This window comes from Alteromonas lipotrueae (assembly GCF_019249255.1).
Taxonomy (GTDB): domain Bacteria; phylum Pseudomonadota; class Gammaproteobacteria; order Enterobacterales; family Alteromonadaceae; genus Alteromonas; species Alteromonas lipotrueae.
Genome location: NZ_JAESDJ010000001.1, coordinates 279,784 through 296,425, shown reverse-complemented (window position 1 = coordinate 296,425; position 16,642 = coordinate 279,784). Strand labels below are relative to the sequence as shown.

14 protein-coding genes are annotated in these 16,642 nt (G+C 44.0%); 7 read left to right on the top strand and 7 right to left on the bottom strand.

The features are described 5' to 3' along the window. Positions 1–12 precede the first annotated feature (12 nt). Positions 13–1,518, top strand: a complete 1,506-nt coding sequence (locus KYS23_RS01245; protein ID WP_218417937.1) for a tryptophan halogenase family protein — start codon at positions 13–15, stop codon at positions 1,516–1,518. Between the two features lie 41 nt (positions 1,519–1,559). Here the strand turns inward: KYS23_RS01245 and KYS23_RS01240 are convergent, their stop codons facing one another. Then, a complete protein-coding gene (locus KYS23_RS01240; protein WP_232370577.1) occupies positions 1,560–2,537 on the bottom strand; it encodes a helix-turn-helix domain-containing protein in 978 nt (325 codons plus the stop codon). A gap of 510 nt (positions 2,538–3,047) precedes the next feature. Between KYS23_RS01240 and KYS23_RS01235 the strand changes: the two genes are divergently transcribed. After that, positions 3,048–4,733, top strand: coding sequence for a glycoside hydrolase family 9 protein (locus KYS23_RS01235; RefSeq protein ID WP_159528954.1), 1,686 nt, complete (start codon positions 3,048–3,050; stop codon positions 4,731–4,733). Positions 4,734–5,027: 294 nt separating this feature from the next. Here the strand turns inward: KYS23_RS01235 and xylA are convergent, their stop codons facing one another. Both xylA and xylB read right to left on the bottom strand, forming a co-directional pair. Next, positions 5,028–6,347, bottom strand: a complete 1,320-nt coding sequence (xylA, locus tag KYS23_RS01230; RefSeq protein WP_159528952.1) for a xylose isomerase — start codon at positions 6,345–6,347, stop codon at positions 5,028–5,030. A gap of 61 nt (positions 6,348–6,408) precedes the next feature. Next, positions 6,409–7,869, bottom strand: coding sequence for a xylulokinase (gene xylB, locus KYS23_RS01225; RefSeq protein WP_159528950.1), 1,461 nt, complete (start codon positions 7,867–7,869; stop codon positions 6,409–6,411). Between the two features lie 172 nt (positions 7,870–8,041). On the opposite strand from xylB, the gene KYS23_RS01220 reads away from it, so the two are divergent. The 4 genes from KYS23_RS01220 (at position 8,042) to KYS23_RS01205 (ending at position 12,164) form a co-directional block, all read left to right on the top strand. Beyond that, on the top strand, positions 8,042–9,256 hold the full coding sequence (locus tag KYS23_RS01220) for a XylR family transcriptional regulator (protein ID WP_218396168.1): 1,215 nt from the start codon (positions 8,042–8,044) through the stop codon (positions 9,254–9,256). A gap of 32 nt (positions 9,257–9,288) precedes the next feature. Next, entirely contained in the window at positions 9,289–10,707 is a 1,419-nt protein-coding gene (locus tag KYS23_RS01215) for a sugar porter family MFS transporter (protein WP_218417936.1), read from the top strand. A 309-nt stretch (positions 10,708–11,016) separates the two neighbouring features. After that, positions 11,017–11,652, top strand: a complete 636-nt coding sequence (gene trhA / locus KYS23_RS01210) for a PAQR family membrane homeostasis protein TrhA (RefSeq protein ID WP_159528944.1) — start codon at positions 11,017–11,019, stop codon at positions 11,650–11,652. Next, the gene (locus KYS23_RS01205; protein ID WP_159528942.1) at positions 11,649–12,164 is read left to right on the top strand and encodes a protein-tyrosine phosphatase family protein; all 516 of its coding nucleotides are present in this window, start codon (positions 11,649–11,651) and stop codon (positions 12,162–12,164) included. Before trhA ends, KYS23_RS01205 begins: the two co-directional genes overlap by 4 nt. 60 nt (positions 12,165–12,224) lie before the next feature. Here KYS23_RS01205 and KYS23_RS01200 read toward each other — a convergent pair whose 3' ends face one another. The 4 genes from KYS23_RS01200 to KYS23_RS01185 form a co-directional block, all read right to left on the bottom strand. Next, entirely contained in the window at positions 12,225–13,136 is a 912-nt protein-coding gene (locus KYS23_RS01200; protein WP_218396170.1) for a hypothetical protein, read from the bottom strand. Positions 13,137–13,152: 16 nt separating this feature from the next. After that, positions 13,153–13,875: a hypothetical protein gene (locus tag KYS23_RS01195; RefSeq protein WP_159528938.1), complete on the bottom strand. Its 723-nt coding sequence runs from the start codon at positions 13,873–13,875 to the stop codon at positions 13,153–13,155. Beyond that, positions 13,876–14,406: an RNA polymerase sigma factor gene (locus tag KYS23_RS01190; protein WP_159528936.1), complete on the bottom strand. Its 531-nt coding sequence runs from the start codon at positions 14,404–14,406 to the stop codon at positions 13,876–13,878. Positions 14,407–14,499: 93 nt separating this feature from the next. Next, a complete protein-coding gene (locus KYS23_RS01185; RefSeq protein ID WP_126873054.1) occupies positions 14,500–15,408 on the bottom strand; it encodes a hydrogen peroxide-inducible genes activator in 909 nt (302 codons plus the stop codon). Between the two features lie 200 nt (positions 15,409–15,608). On the opposite strand from KYS23_RS01185, the gene KYS23_RS01180 reads away from it, so the two are divergent. After that, on the top strand, positions 15,609–16,607 hold the full coding sequence (locus KYS23_RS01180) for a universal stress protein (protein ID WP_218417935.1): 999 nt from the start codon (positions 15,609–15,611) through the stop codon (positions 16,605–16,607). The last annotated feature ends 35 nt before the right edge of the window (positions 16,608–16,642 follow it).

Sequence of the window (16,642 nt, the reverse complement as noted above, 5' to 3'; positions counted from 1 at the left end):
TATGGGGAAGTTATGTCTCAATCAATGTCTATAAAGTCTATCGTGATTGTAGGCGGTGGGTCTGCAGGCTGGATGACCGCAGCGACCCTCAGCAAGGTCTTAGACCTATCAAAATATAGTGTCACGCTTATCGAAAGCAAGGACATTCAAGGGGTTTCTGTGGGTGAGGCGACAATCCCTCAAATTACTTTATTTAACCGAATTTTGGGTATTGATGAAGCTGACTTTATCCGTGCCACTAACGCGACGTATAAGCTGGGTATTGAATTTAAAGACTGGAAGCATCAAGGTCATGCCTATTTTCATCCCTTCGGCACGTTCGGTATTAATATGGAAGCATTGCCGTTTCATCATTTCTGGCTTAAGCGTTTTAACGAAGGTGCTGGTGGCGACCTTTGTGCGTATTCCGTTGAAGCGATGGCGGCTAAAGGTGGGCGATTTGGCAAGGTTAAGGCGCAGAACAATTCACCCCTCGCCAATATGAGTTATGCATATCATTTCGACAGTACTTTGTATGCTAATTTTTTACGCGACTTTGCAGTAACGCGCGGAGTTCGGCATGTTAGTGGTAAAGTTGAAACGGTTTCAAAACACCTTAATGGCCATATTAATACGCTTACCTTGCAAGATGGCCAATGTATTGATGGTGAGTTTTACATAGATTGTAGTGGTTTTCGAAGTTTACTTTTGGAAAAAGAAATGGGTGCGACGTTTAGCGATTGGAGCGACCTATTGCCCTGTGATAGTGCCATTGCAATCCCGTGTAAATCTGCCGATAGCATGTTAAAACCCTACACCCAATCAACAGCGAAAGCCGCAGGTTGGACATGGCGAATTCCTTTGCAGCATCGAATTGGTAATGGTTATGTGTACTCGAGTAAATTTACGGAAAAAGACGTCGTGCTAGATGAGCTCATGGCGCAATTGGAGGGAGAACCTTTAGCGGAGCCAAACTTTTTAGCCTGGAAGACAGGAATGCGCCCTCAAAGTTGGATAAAAAACTGTTTAGGCATAGGATTATCTGCTGGGTTCATTGAGCCGCTAGAGTCTACTGGGTTACATTTAATTCAATCGGGGATAGCGAGATTGATGACACTCTTTCCAAACAATCGGTTTTGTCAAAGCGACATTGATATGTACAACCGCCAGACTGAAAAAGAGTTTGAACAGATTAGAGACTTTATCGTGTTGCATTATGCTTTGACAGAAAGAAACGATAGCGAATTTTGGCGATACTGTCGCAACATTTCATTGAGTGAGTCGTTGAATCAAAAAATGCAATTATACAAAGATTCAGGTCGTATTTTTCGCATAGACAATGAGTTATTTAATGAAACATCGTGGCTTGCCGTCATGCATGGGCAAGGGTTACGAAGTGAAGGATATCACCCGTTAGTGGATAGAATGAGCACATCACTCATTGATGAACGACTTACCCATATCGCGAGTGTAATCGATAAGTCAGCTGCTGTACTTCCCGAACACGCACAATTTATTGCACAACTAAGTTCAAAGTAGCTCTTAATGACCACATTGTTAAGCGGCGAAATTGTTGCCGCTTATTCCCAGTAGTCTTTTCGATACTGGGTAGGTGTTTTCTCTGTTAACTTTTTAAAGAACGTATTAAATGTGGCTTTACTGTTAAAGCCCGCTGCATCCATTATATCTAACATGGTCGCGCGGCGATTCGACTCGCTTTCTAATAGCAATTTACTCTCTTCAATTCGGTAATGATTAATAAACTCAAAAAAGTTTTTATTAAAGTGATGATTAATAATATGAGAGAGAACCCGAGGGGGGACGTCTAATTGGTTTGCCAGATTTTCCAACGTTAGTAGATGGTTCAAATAAGGCTTGTTTAAATGCATGTAACGGGTGATTTTATCAACCTGCCGAACGTCTATTTTCGGTTTTTCTTTTGTGGCCGCGGGGGTAAGTTTACTGTCAATTCCACGAAATATGGTGGAATAACCTGCACTAAAGAATATCAGTCCAGATATCATTAACAAAACCGCATAGTTTGAACTTAGACCTATAAACCCATGGTCGATATAGAGCCCAAATTCATACGCAGAAACAATGGCAAGCGCCGTTACTACGGCAATAACTCTAACAACTAAAAAGCCTATAACTAACGCTTTTAACCACGTCAAATCCACACTCTCAGTTTCTGCAACTTGTTGTTTAAGCTGCCTCTGATAACTATTGAGTTCTATTAGGCACAACACCCCGCACGCCACTCGAAAAGCTTCACGAAACAAATATATTGCTCGCTCTACGAATGGAGTATTGGCAATAATATCCCCCTGCAAGGCGGCAATTTTCACAGCCTCATCTTCAAGCCACCAATTGTTAGCAAAATAGATGGCGTAAACCAAGAAAGGCAGTAAGAAAAGCAGGTCGTAGCGTCTGAACTGGTAGTCTTTGTATATTAGACTACGAATGTAGAAAAGTAATAATGGCGCTTCAACCCAGTACGCGAGTCCGAATGAGTAAAAAAGGTTTGGTGAAAAAGACAACGCTATAGAACGAAACATCTCTCCAAAATTGATTAGATTGTCTAAAGGAATTGCCGCTTGTGAAAGTAAAAAGGCGGCGAGCAAAAAATGTGTTTTTCTTTTGCCGCGCTTGAGTGTCGCCAAGAAAAGAGCAAATAAAAGGCACTGAAAAACAGTGAACAGCAAGACCATATCATGAAAGTTAAACAAAACGATTTTCATTAATAACCAAACACTTTTTTATTGTTTTATAACGTGTTCAATACCGTGACGCAAGAAGCGAATTGACCTAAATTGTGTAAATGGAATGTTTTTTTTCTTAGCCATCAACCAAACATGTCTACATTCGTTTAAATACACGTACAAAGCGTCTATTTCTACGCTTTGCGCCTTTAGTAAGACGACTTATCGTTGTATTTTGACAAAAATGTAACAACTTAAAACCACATAACACTAGGGTCTCTAATGTATCGCTTCTTGTCAGTTAGTTCGCGAATTATGAACCGAACCTTATTTCTTTTGCTATTAGTCGGTCTGACGAGTTTGATCTTGAACGGATGTGCAGATGACAATGGCAAATCTAAATTTCAACAAGCTCGCTCAGAAAAGCCCTTGAGTATTAAACTCAATCAGGTGGGATACCTACCAAATGGGAAAAAGCATGCACTTGTGCCAACGTCAGCATCAGGCAAATTTTCAATAAAGCGCTCAACGAGCGATGACGTTGTCTATCAAGGAGAGTTGGAAGTAACTAGCTCGTGGGACCTTAGTAATGACCCATCGTTAAAATTAGCGAGTTTTAATGACTTCGATGAACTTGGAGAATTTTACTTAGACGTTAAAGGTATACCGCCCTCTTTGCCCTTTACCATAAGCCCAACTATTTATGATGACGCCCATCGCGCTGCATTTAAGTCGTACTATTTTAATCGCTCTGGCATGGCGCTAAGTGAAGAATATGCTGGGCAATGGAAGCGACCAGCTGGTCATCTGGATACGCAAGTTAGTGTGCACTCCTCTGCCGCCACCTCTTCAATGGACGCTCTTAGCGCTCTGCCCTCTGAAAAGGGCTGGTATGATGCAGGCGACTACGGAAAATATACTGTTAATGCTGGCATTGCGACTTATACGTTACTTGCCGCTTACGAGCACTACCCTCAATACTATGAAACGGTAGACGTCGCGATCCCAGAATCAAACGACGGGGTTGCCGATTTACTAAACGAAGTGCGTTGGAACCTAGACTGGATGGCAAGTATGCAGCGCCACGACGGGGCCGTATTTCATAAGCTCACGACGTTAGAATGGGCAGGTGTTGAAATGCCCCACGAAGATAATGCGCAGCGGTTTATGATTGGTGTATCCACAAGCGCTACGTTAGATTTCGCCGCCACAATGGCAATGGCGAGCCGTATTTACAAAGACCTAGCACCCGATGTAGCCCACCAATGGTTGCAACAAGCTGAAGCAGCGTGGCAATGGGCGACCCTCAACCCTGATGTTCGCTATGTACAACCTGATGATGTACAAAGCGGCGAGTATGGCGATGACCAATTCGACGACGAATTTTTCTGGGCGGCGTCCGAGCTATACATCGCCACAGAGAATACCCGTTACCTCAGTCAAATTGAAAATAGTGAAATCAATTTTAGTATACCTGGGTGGGCAGATGTTGAAACATTAGGCCTGATTTCATTATTGAAAAATGCGCAGGACAAGCTGTCAGTTTCGCAGCTTATTCGGCTAGAATCTGCTTTTATCGCGCTGGCTGAAAAAATTACCGAGCAGGTATCTACCTCACCTTATTTAGTGCCAATGCAAGAAGATGATTTTGTGTGGGGGAGTAATAGTGTGCTCCTCAATAAAGCCTTTATTCTTTTAGCCGCATATGAAATCAACGGCACTGCAAAATATAAAGATGCAGTCTACGACAGTATTTCTTATATCTTCGGCATGAACCCAACAGGCTATAGCTTCGTTACAGGCTATGGAAGCCTCACGCCTATGTCACCCCATCACCGTATTTCAGCAAGCGATGGAGTGATAGCGCCTGTACCTGGCATGCTAGTGGGTGGGCCGCATGCAGGGCGTCAAGATGAATGCGATTATCCCTACCCTGAACCAGCAGAATCTTACATTGACGATTGGTGCAGCTTTTCTACCAATGAAATTGCTATTAATTGGAATGCGCCCTTGGTATATGTTTTAGGTGCTATTAACGCGTTGCCACAGTAAATCTGCATGGTAATGCCATTCAAAAAGAACGCGCATGGTATAAAATTTCAACCCTGCTGCGCTTTTTTATACTTCATTCGTTGACGTCGGTTAGCATGAAGGCGTTTTTGTATAAAGGTGTTCTGGCATGGAACGCCCCTGCACAAAGTGAGTTGGCATCATTGGCTTCGCGCCATCAGCAGCTTGTATAAACTGGTGTAGTGAATCTGGGGTGAAAAGACTTTTTGTAAACAGTGCTTGAATAAAGCAAAAAAAAGCTGCCATTGGCAGCTTTTTTTATTTCTTCACATGCATTTATTTATAAATAATTTGGTTTACGTAGTTCTCCAGCCCCTCTTGTTTTCCAGAGAATGGCTTAGGATCTAAGCCATTAGCTAGCGCATGTTTCGCCAGGGATTCTAAAGACATATTACCTTCTAAAATTTTCTGCCCAACTGTTGAACCCCATCCAGCATAGCGATTTTCCACATTCTGTGTGAGCACGTCATTTGAAAGCATTTCATATGCTTTCTTTAAACCCAGCGCACAGGTATCCATTCCACCTATATGACCTAAGAACAGGTCTTCTGCATCCAAACTTTGGCGTCGTAATTTGGTATCGAAGTTAAAGCCGCCCGATGTGTAGCCACCATTTTTCAGTATTTCATAGCAAATGAGGGTCATTTCTTCTACCGAATTAGGAAATTGATCGGTATCCCAGCCTAATTGCGCGTCTCCACGGTTCGCATCAATGGAACCAAAAATACCTAGCGCAAAAGCTGTCGCTATTTCGTGATGGAAAGAATGGCCAGAGAGTGTGGCGTGATTCGCTTCAATATTTACCGCAAATTCTTTCTCTAAACCAAACTCTTTTAAGAAGCCATAAACAGTTGCAGTATCGTAGTCGTATTGATGCTTAGTAGGCTCTTGTGGTTTTGGCTCAATTAATAATAATCCGTCAAAGCCGATTTTGTGTTTATGCTCAACAACCATGTTCATAAAGCGCCCAAATTGCTGACGCTCTCGTTTTAAATCTGTGTTTAAGAGCGTTTCATAGCCCTCTCGCCCCCCCCACAAAACATAATTCTCACCGCCAAGTGCCTTCGTTGCATTCATGGCGTGATAAACTTGGGTCGCGGCACGAGTGAATATTTCAGGGTTCGGGTTTGTGGCAGCGCCAGACATGTAACGTGGGTGACTAAAAACATTGGCTGTGCCCCAAAGCAACTTCATGCCAGTCTCTTCTTGCTTACGTGCAAGCACATCTGTCATTTCTGAAAGATTGCGAATGTATTCGTTAACTGAATTGCCTTCAGGGGCGACATCAATATCATGAAAGCAATAGAATGGTGCGCCTAGTTTTTCAAAAAAAGAAAAGGCCACATCGGCTTTTTGCTTAGCACGTTCCATGGGATCACCGGCTGCAAGCCAGGGCCTATTGAAAGTACCAGTGCCAAATACATCAGCACCATCCCAACAGAAATTATGCCAATAGCACGCAGCAAACCGCAGGTGCTCTTCCATCGTTTTCCCACCCACCTCTTCTTTCGGATTATAGTGTTTGAAGGCAAGAGGATTAGTCGACTCCGCCCCCTCATATTTTATGGTAGGGATGTTTTCGAAGTAGTTATTCATGGTTTTTCCTTTATCTAAAATGCGTAATAAATGACGATAAGCTTTGAGCTCGCTTGCGTTGCTACGTGAAGAAAGGCTCTACTGCGTAATAAAGTTCTCGAAACTGTTGACGCTTAAGAAGGTATCTATTGTGAATGTCTTTCTGAGGGCTGTAAGACGCTTCAAGAGGCGGCTTAAAACAAACATCACTTGGCGCTAACTGAGGGTTAGCAGCAAGCTTGGCTAATCGCGCGGCACCCAAAGCCGGCCCCACATCGCCGCCCTCTCTATACTCTAAAGCGTAGCCGCTGATGTCGCTGAGAAGCTGTCGCCAGAATATGCTTTTAGCGCCCCCGCCGATGAGGCTAATAGATGTTGTCGTCACGCCACTTTGGTGTACGGCATCGATGCCATCTGCAAGCGCCATCGATACCCCTTCAACAACAGCGCGAGCCATATGTACACGGCGAGTCGACGCCGACACACCAAAAAAAGCGGCTTTTGCAGAAGGGTTATTGTGAGGTGTTCTTTCACCCGTTAAGTAGGGTAAAAATAAAGGGGTTTCTGAGTCTAACTGGGTGGTATTGCGCTGAATGTCTTCCATCATTTCAACTACATCTTTGTAGCCACTTTGAAGGCAATACCATTCTAAACAACTTGCGGCACTGAGCATAACGGACATCATATGCCACCGGTCAGGCAATGCATGACAAAAGCTATGAACCGCTTGTGCAGTATTCACTGAAAACCTTTCGGTAACAGCGAAATAGACACCTGAGGTACCTAGTGACAACATGGCATGTCCGGGCTCGAAAATACCACAGCCTATCGCGCCAGCAGCATTGTCTCCTGCGCCACCAGCAATCACGACATTATGCATACCCCACCGCTCAGCCAGTGAAGCTTTTAAAGTGCCAGTCACTTCACTTCCTTCAAAGAGCGCAGGCATATTATCAACTCCAAGACCACATGATGCTAATAACACTTCATCCCATTGACGCGTTTCAGTATTCAACCACATGGTGCCAGCAGCATCAGACATATCAGATGCAAACTCGCCGCTAAGTTGATATCTTAAAAAATCTTTGGGTAGCAACACTTTACTTACTTTCGCAAATACCTCGGGCTCATATTTTTTAACCCAAAGTAGCTTGGGGGCGGTGAACCCCGCCATAATGACGTTGCCTGTGCGCATAGCTGAATCAGGAACGGCCTTGTTTAGCTCGTCACATTCGGCAACACAGCGTCCATCGTTCCACAGGATTGCTGGCCTTAGCACGTTCCCTGACTCGTCAAGCAGCGTTGCACCGTGCATTTGGCCACTTAAACCTATCGACTTAACATTGGACAATTCAATCTGTTCAGATAGCTCATCTAAACAATCGCACGTTGCCTTCCACCATTCGCCAGCATCTTGTTCGGACCACAACGGCTTAGGCATGGATACATTAAGCGGCCTGCTTACTGAGACCGTAATTACCCCCTCCTCATCCATTAACACTGTTTTTACACTGGATGTGCCTAAATCTACTCCTAAGTACATAGTCTTTCCGCGGTTATATGAGGCTATGCCTTAAATATTGATTACTAAAAGCGTCAATATCAATTATGAAATTTTGTAATCGTTTTGTTAATTACCACTTACTCGTTTAGTATATTTAAAACTAATAAACGTAATTGGCTTTACGTAATTTGTTTATATTCAGGAATTAACTATGGTTGAAAAAGCGCACAGTATTACGCTGCTTTTGAATGCAAGTAAGATATTTGATAGGCAAATAATTGAAGGTATCGGAAGCTACCTGCAAGTATCAAATGCCGATTGGGACCTGTATTTAGAAGAAGACTTTTTAACTCGTCTTGAGCATTTTGATGAGTGGAGTGGCGACGGCGTTATTGCAGACTTTGACAACCCCGCTATTGAGCAAGCGCTGAGTAACACCAAGATACCAGTCGTAGCGATAGGCGGCTCTTACCAAGATGATGCTAGCTATCCAAATGTACCCTATGTGGCGACAGACAATTATGCTTTAGTGGAAGCCGCTTTCAATCATTTACGGCATAAAGGAATTGAAAGGTTTGCATTCTACGGCTCGCCAATTGGCAAAGCGCAAAGGTGGGCGCAAGAAAGAGAGCAAGCCATGCTGTCTCTCGCGACACACTATGGCTATGAATGTTATGTCTATCGAGGCCATGCGGTTAGAGCCGAAACGTGGCAATATTCTCAGAAGCGCTTAACCGATTGGCTTAAAAGCCTACCCTCTCCCACAGGGATAGTGGCAGTGACAGATTCTCGCGCGCGCCACCTTCTTCAAGCGTGCGATCACCTAGGCTTTCTTATTCCAGAAAGGTTTGCCGTGATAGGCATTGATGACGATGAACTAACACGCTTTTTAAGCCGAGTTAGCTTGACGTCTGTACGACAAGGTAGTTTGGAAATGGGGTATCAGGCAGCACGATTACTGCACAAGCAATTAAACGGAACCGCAATAAAAAACAAACAATTGTTAGTCCCCCCTGTGACGGTAGCAGAACGTCAGTCTACTGATTTCAAAGCGATTAAAGATCCACTTGTAATGCAAGCGTCCCATTACATTCACATGAATGCGTGTAAGGGAATTAAAGTAGACCAAGTGCTAGATCATGTAGGCATCTCGAGATCTAACTTGGAATCGCGATTTCGAGAAGAAAGAGGCCATAGTATTCATACAGAAATACACAACGAAAAACTAAACCGCGCATGCCAAATGCTCAAAGAAACTGATGCCAATAGTGGTGATATAGCCAAGCGTTGCGGCTATCCGTCGGTGCAGTATATGTATGCTTTGTTTCGAAAGCACTTTGATAAAACGCCCGTTGAATACCGTCAAGATTCACAGCCCAACCATTTTGAAAATGAGCCAAGCTCATCAGTCATAAAAGCCAGTTGATATCGGAACCTTACCTTAAAGAGAATAATAATATGGACACTACAACAAATATTGACCTGCCTAATGAAGCCTCGGGGAATGGCTTCGTTTTATTTATTACTATCGTGGCTACCATCGGAGGCTTTCTATTTGGATTCGATAGCGGGGTAATTAATGGAACTGTAGAAGGGCTAAGCGTAGCATTTCAATCAGAGAGTGTCGGTACAGGATTTAATGTATCCAGTATGCTACTTGGATGTGCAGTAGGTGCTTTTTTTGCTGGTCGTTTAGCTGATAGATACGGAAGGAAGTCATTGCTCCTTGTAGCCGCAACCTTTTTCCTGGTTAGTGCATGGGGCTCAGGTATAGCAGGCAGCGGATCGGAATTCGTTATATATCGTATTATTGGAGGACTTGCCGTAGGGGCAGCGTCGGTTATGGCACCTGCTTATATTGCAGAAGTCGCACCGGCAAAGTATCGCGGCATGCTGGCGTCTATTCAACAAATAGCCATTATTAGCGGCTTGTTCGCTGCTTTTCTAAGTAACTATTTTCTTGCCGACTATGCGTCAGGTTCTACACAGGTGCTTTGGTTAAATTTTGAAGCGTGGCGTTGGATGTTCTGGATGGAAGTCATCCCAGCATTGCTGTTTTTCCTCATGTTACTTTTTATACCAGAAAGCCCTCGCTTTTTAGTGGTTAAGAAAAAAACAGATAAAGCGAGTGAAGTATTGGGCAAACTTTATGGCGCTAATGGGCAAAAGAAACTGGCCGAAATTGAAGCGTCTTTGTCGCAAGATCATAAACCGCAATTAAAAGATCTTATTGATAAAAACTCTGGAAAAGTAAGATCAATTGTTTGGATAGGGATTGGGTTGGCTGCACTTCAGCAGTTAGTTGGGATCAACGTTGTATTCTATTACGGTGCCGTATTGTGGCAAGCCGTGGGCTTTTCAGAAGCAGATGCACTACTCATTAATGTGATAAGCGGAGCTATCAGCATCGCGGCATGTGTTGTGGCGCTATCTGTTATCGACAAGATTGGAAGAAAACCATTGCTTAAATGGGGTTCTATAGGCATGACGGTATCGCTTGCCGTAGTAACGTTAGCCTTCCTAAACTCAGAACAACATGTTGATGGCAGGCTGGCGTTAAATGAATGGGGGCCTGTTGCACTCATCGCTGCCAATCTTTATGTATTCTGCTTTAACTTTTCTTGGGGGCCGGTAATGTGGGTAATGCTAGGAGAAATGTTTCCTAACCAATTAAGAGGCTCCGGCTTGGCCGTAAGCGGGTTAGTGCAGTGGTTTACTAACTTTGTTATCACATGGTCTTTCCCAATGCTTCTTGCAGGAATAGGCCTTGCGGGTGCTTACGGACTGTATGCTTTCTTTGCCTTGCTCTCTATCGGCTTCGTTCTTAGCTATGTTTATGAAACAAAGGGCTTAGAGTTAGAAGAAATGAAGGGTTAACTACGCCCATGACTACATAACGTAAACAAGACTCTACGTTCAACACTTTTACTGATTGTCATTCACACGCGATGAGATAAGTGACGAATACTTTTAGCGACAATGATACGAAAGGTTACGCCTTCATCAACGTACAATGTAAAATTGTCATACTCGTCGACAACGCTTCTGTTATACTTTAGCGAACAAGTGTACGCTGAAAGCGCGCTAAATGAATTACACGCGTTAAGGTACAAACATATCGCACAATTGTATTAGCAATAAACGTATCAGTACGGCCGCTAGATTAAAATAGAGTTGGAGGAAGTCATGACAAGTATTACGGCAAAAGCCTATTCTGTATTGGAAGAATGGCTTAACAGTATCAGTCATGGTGTTGGTTTTATTGCTGCCATTGTAGGTATGGTATTTCTACTCTACCGCGCAGATAACACCCTAACCATTACCGCCGCTGCGATATACGGCGCTACGCTCATTCTTATGTTTTTGAGCTCTACCCTTTATCATGCTACGTCACACCATAAGGCAAAGGGCTGGCTAAAGCTATTCGACCACAGTGCAATATATTTGTTGATAGCAGGTACTTACACACCTTTATTGTTAGTGTCGATTGGAGGCGTACTTGGCATCACCATGACGGCGGTAATTTGGTGTTTAGCTCTTGGTGGCGTTGCCTTTAAGCTTATTGCGCAGCACCGTTTTCCAAAAATATCCGTGATGACCTACTTATTGATGGGGTGGATTGCCATTGGGCTCATTTACCCGCTGTATGTTGCGCTACCAGGTGCTGGATTATGGTTACTGGTCGCGGGTGGTTTATGCTTCAGCCTTGGGGTGTGTTTTTATGTGGCGAAAAAGGTAAAATATACTCATGCTATCTGGCATGTGTTCGTATTAGGCGGGTGCAGCTGCCATTACTTCTCAATATATTATTATGTGGTATGAATAAAAACGAATCATCATCTGTATCCCAAGGTACAAATCGCCAAACATCCCTTGCGTGGTTTTCACTTAGCGCTGGAAAGATCTGTCTGGGGCAAAAACCGACATCTGATACCTATGCAAGGTTGAAAGGGTTGGGGGTTACTCACCTTGCCACGGTACAAACCGGTGAAGAAGATGCCCCTGTTATTCGCGATGGAGCTAAAGCAGCTGGGTTAGAGTGGATATGGCTGCCTTTTTTACACCCTTCAGCAGATTCACCTACCGATGATGTTCACTTGCATCAATATCTGCACGAACTATCGCAGATGCTATCTGAAGGCGCCAGTGTGTACTTACACTGTGATGGTTCACAGCATCGCTGTAGCTTACTGTTTTATGCCTTGTGTCATTATTGCCGCGTGCCTTCAAACAGTGCTTACAGTGCATTACATAGCTTTGGGGCAAGTTCGGCAAATGGGTTGTCGCGCGGTGAACTACAATGGGCGGCAGAACTCGGCCATACCGCCCCTTAGTTAGTGTCGTAATCGTATTGCGTACGCGCTGGTTTTGAATGTCTGGTTTTAATAGTACAGTTAAAAGGTATAAATAGTAGCGCTAGTCAATAGTGCTTCGGCGTCAATTTTCTCTTGTACACATGCTTTTATTTTGGCTTTGCTGAACACATAAATTCGGTCGTGCTTGTTATTATCATCGCCGTATTCAAAGTCTTTTAATATCATGCTGACGTGTTCTCCCTCAGGTACCCCCCTAAGTCCTGCGCCAAATCGGCAAAATGTGCTGCCAATACTGGCTTCAAAGTTAGCCAAAAATGAACGATAGGCTTGCTGACGACTTTCCTTTTGTTTCGCTAATTTTACTTGCTGCTCACCTTCTAATTGACGTACTTCTTCTTCTAGTTCCGCCGACTGGGCATTTATTGATGCTAAAGACGATTCAAGTTCCTGCATTTCTTTTTCAAGCGCTTCTTTTCTATCGTCATCAGCTTGTCTTAATTCAAAAGACATATCGCGCTTGCGGCGCTCGAGCTCGCGAGTTTCCCACGCTAATTCTCTAGAGCGAGAGCGGATATCACGTATTTGGTCGTTGTTATCTTCAAAAACCTCGGCAATTCGACGGCTTGCTTCGCCCGCAAAATCTTCCCATTCACGGCTTAGCTCAAAAACAATACCACCACCTTCTGGGGCAACCGGCGCTGCTGGAGGCGTTGGCATGCCTTCCACCATGGCTTCAATATCGTGGATCCAATCAGCACTTTTGCCTCGTACAGACACAGTGAACACTGCCCCCTGCCCCGCTAGATAACTGCTTTCTAGTCGCGATACTCGCCACCCTTTTGGATTAGCGTTTTGACGAAAAGCGGTGTTCATTACGCCCGACATAATTTCCAATTCATCTGACAAAGACGCATAAGAAGTAGCATTACTTTGGGCAAAGGTTAACGCACTAACACTGGTTAGTAAGCAAAGAGATAATAGTCTTTTCATAAGGGCTACCTATTGGTTATTCGTCTAATGGAGACGCTGAATTCGAGTTGGGAAGCACAACGCTATATCCCATACCTATGCCATCAATTTCATCTTGTAACTTGCTAAACTGACGGGCGTAAAATCGCTGATCATCAATGCGCTGATCGTTAATAAATTGAAGCAACTCAGCAAAATCTTGCTTACGCGCCTCTCGGCTAGAAGCCAATAAATATTGAGTGAGCTCGGCACTCGTCTGCTGTTGCTGTGCAGCAAGTGATTGTGCATATTCTTTAAACAACACTTGATTCGCTTCTTGGTACATTTCCCGCTGCTGTTTTACTTGCTGGCGCACTTGCACACGCACTTGTTCGGCAACCAAGCTTGATAGCTGCTCGGCATCTACATTGTTTGGTGTTTGCGCCGTTAGTAACTTCCCATTATCTTTATTGGGCATACCCGTAAACACCAATACAATGGCAACCGCGGATAGCGCACAAGCCAGTGCAGGGAAGCCTTGCCACTGAAACCAACTCGATTTATCTTGTGCTGGAAATAGCTGTGCTTTATTCCAATCAGGCACTGGGGGCGCAACAAATTCACTGGCGCAGCCTGCCAGAGCACTGGCATTATCAGCCGCGGCTGCAAACACGCTATCTTGGGCGTATTTTTTAGAAAATGTCGCTTTTTGTTCTTGGGTAAGGCTGTTGTTTACCCACGCGATAATTAATGCTTCATTGGTATGGTCAGGTTGATTCATTTATTCCAACTCCAACTTTAATTTGGTTAGTGCGCTATACAAACGCGACTTGGCGGTATTAACCGAAATATCCATTTGCTCTGCAATTTCTTCAAAAGTGAACTGCCCAAAAAATTTCAGCTCCACCACAGCTTTTTGTGCCAAGGGCAAAGCTTGCATAGCTTGCGTTACCGCCCGACTTTGGCGGTCGCTGGTAAGCTGCATTTCAGGGCATGAAGCTTCACATAGAGGCTCTGAAATATCATCGATATCGGTAAACGCTTTTCGCTTTCGGTACAGCTCCATACATCGACAATGGGCTATTCGATACAGCCAGCTTTTAAATGTGCCGTCGCCGCGATAATTCGCCAGGCTTCGATAAACCGAGACAAAAATATCCTGCATCAAATCAGAGGCGTCATGGCTATTTCCGGTCATGCGGATACCGTATTGGTACATGGCCGTTTCATAGCGCGAAATAAGCGTGAACCACGCTTTTCTGTTGCCTTTTAATGCTTGTTGTACGAGTTTTTCATCCCGTTTTATGAACACTGCGTTCCCCGCGATATAGGTGTTTTTTTATATTCCCTACTCTTACAGTCGACGCAGTGGGCGAAAAAGTTTGAAACTTTTTCGCCAAAAACATTATTTAAGGGTGGGAACAGGTAGAAGAGGAGAGATGATTTCGCCAATACGACGAAACAATTGCATACGCGTAGTGCCTGAACGCCACACTAAACCTATTTCTCTAAAGCCTTGCTCTTCGGCGGCAAAACTTTTTAAGTTGGTGTGTGCCAAGATAGATTGGTTAATGGCAAGCTCGGGTAAGAAGGTATAACCCATTTTACTGTTTGCAAGCTGTACCAAAGTGTACAAGCTACTGGCAGCTACAGAGCTTATTTGGTCGCTGTGCTGAAGGTTACATGCACTAACCGCGTGGCCGGTCATACAGTGCTCTTGTTGCAGTAAGAAAATACTCTTCTTGGGTAAAGAAGAAATATCGACGGGGTCGGGCAATTTGTCAGCCATTTCTTCATGGGCCACAAGATGGAAAGGGTCGTGCCCCAATACCATTTGCTTACACCCTGGCGTTTCCATCGGTAACGCTAAAATAAGTAAGTCTAAACGCCCATCAATTAACTGCTGAAGCAGCTTTTCCGTAGTGTCTTCTTGCATCTCAACATTGATGTCAGGCAAGAAGGCGTTAAATGCTCCCAGCATGCCTTCAAACAAAAATGGCGCGATGGTGGGGATAACACCTAGCTTCAGTGTACCTCGTTGCCAATTCCCTGCATTTTGTGCGTATTCCACCAGCTCACCGGCTTCTTGCAGCAGCAACTTGCTTCGTTCAACAATATCTAACCCCAATGAAGTAAACACAAAAGTCTTGTGCTCCCGTTCCAGCAACTGGCTGCCAAAATGTTCTTCTAGGTTTTGAATTGCCGTGCTCAATGTAGATTGGCTTACATTACAACGCTGGGCAGCGCGGTGAAAATGCTGCTCTTGATATAGGGTAACTAGGTAATGTAAGTGTTTGAGATTAGGCCACTTCATAACAACTCTTTACTGATTAGGAAATTAGGTTTTAATCTAGCACAAAGATTACAAAAGACCCAATAAGAATACGGTTATTACCCTTTTATGAAATCGCACTTTGTTATGATGTAAATCATGCTTTCAAGGTAGCAAGCTTGCAAATCAAGCGTTAGGATGAAGAATAAGAACGTATAGCGCCTCAATAGCTAAGGATTTCTATGGACAGCCATTTTACTAATATTTTATGTGTACTCAGTGACTCACATCGCCAAGACGATGTGGTTGCCCAGGCCATTCATATTGCAAAGAGCAATCAAGCATCACTAACCATTATGCTTACCTTAGAAGCCCTGCCCCCTAATGCAAATATGGTAATGGAGTCATTTGCCTATATCGACTCACACCAATCTATGGAGTCTCAGGCAAGAAATTGGCTTACCGAGCAGGAAGAAACATGGTCGAAAGAGTACCCCGTGCAAACCGTAGTCAAAATCGGACACCCACTGATTGATATTGTAACCGACGTGCTAAGACACCATTACGACTTGGTTATTAAACGAAGCGAAGAAGGCTTTTTAGACCGCCTATTTGGCGGGTTAGATATACGCCTGTTTCGTAAATGCCCCTGTCCGGTTTGGGTGTTAAGTAAGAAAAACCGTAGCCAATATAAAAACGTGGTGGCGGCACTCGATTTAAATTATCACTACCCTAAACACGAAATCTCAATTCGCAAAAAGCTTAATTTAGATATATTACGCCATGCTGCCCGCATCGCTATGTTGGAATTTGCACAGCTTCATATTGTGCATGTTTTTGATGCAGTCCCGGAGAACATCGTACGAGATGGTTTTATTACCGTAGACAATGACCAAATGGAAACCGACCTCGCCAAAATTCATGACGAGAGAGAGCAAGCCCTCGAATCGTTATTAAGCGAATTAGAAAGTGGACTAGCCCCTGACATTATCGACTTCTTGCAACCTGAAAAGCATATTGTGCATGGTTATCCTCGTAGAGAGATAGCGGCTACCACAAAATCACTTAATACTGATGTTATTGTAATGGGTACTGTGGCCCGTATTGGCGTTCCAGGCTTTATTATGGGCGGTACGGCAGAAGAGACTATTCAACAACTTAACTGCGCGGTGGTAGGCATTAAGCCCGAGGGGTTTGACTCTCCCATCAAGCTTGATGAATCTGAACAGGCTGAAGAGTAGCGAATACAAAATAGCGCGGGCTTCCGCGCTATTTA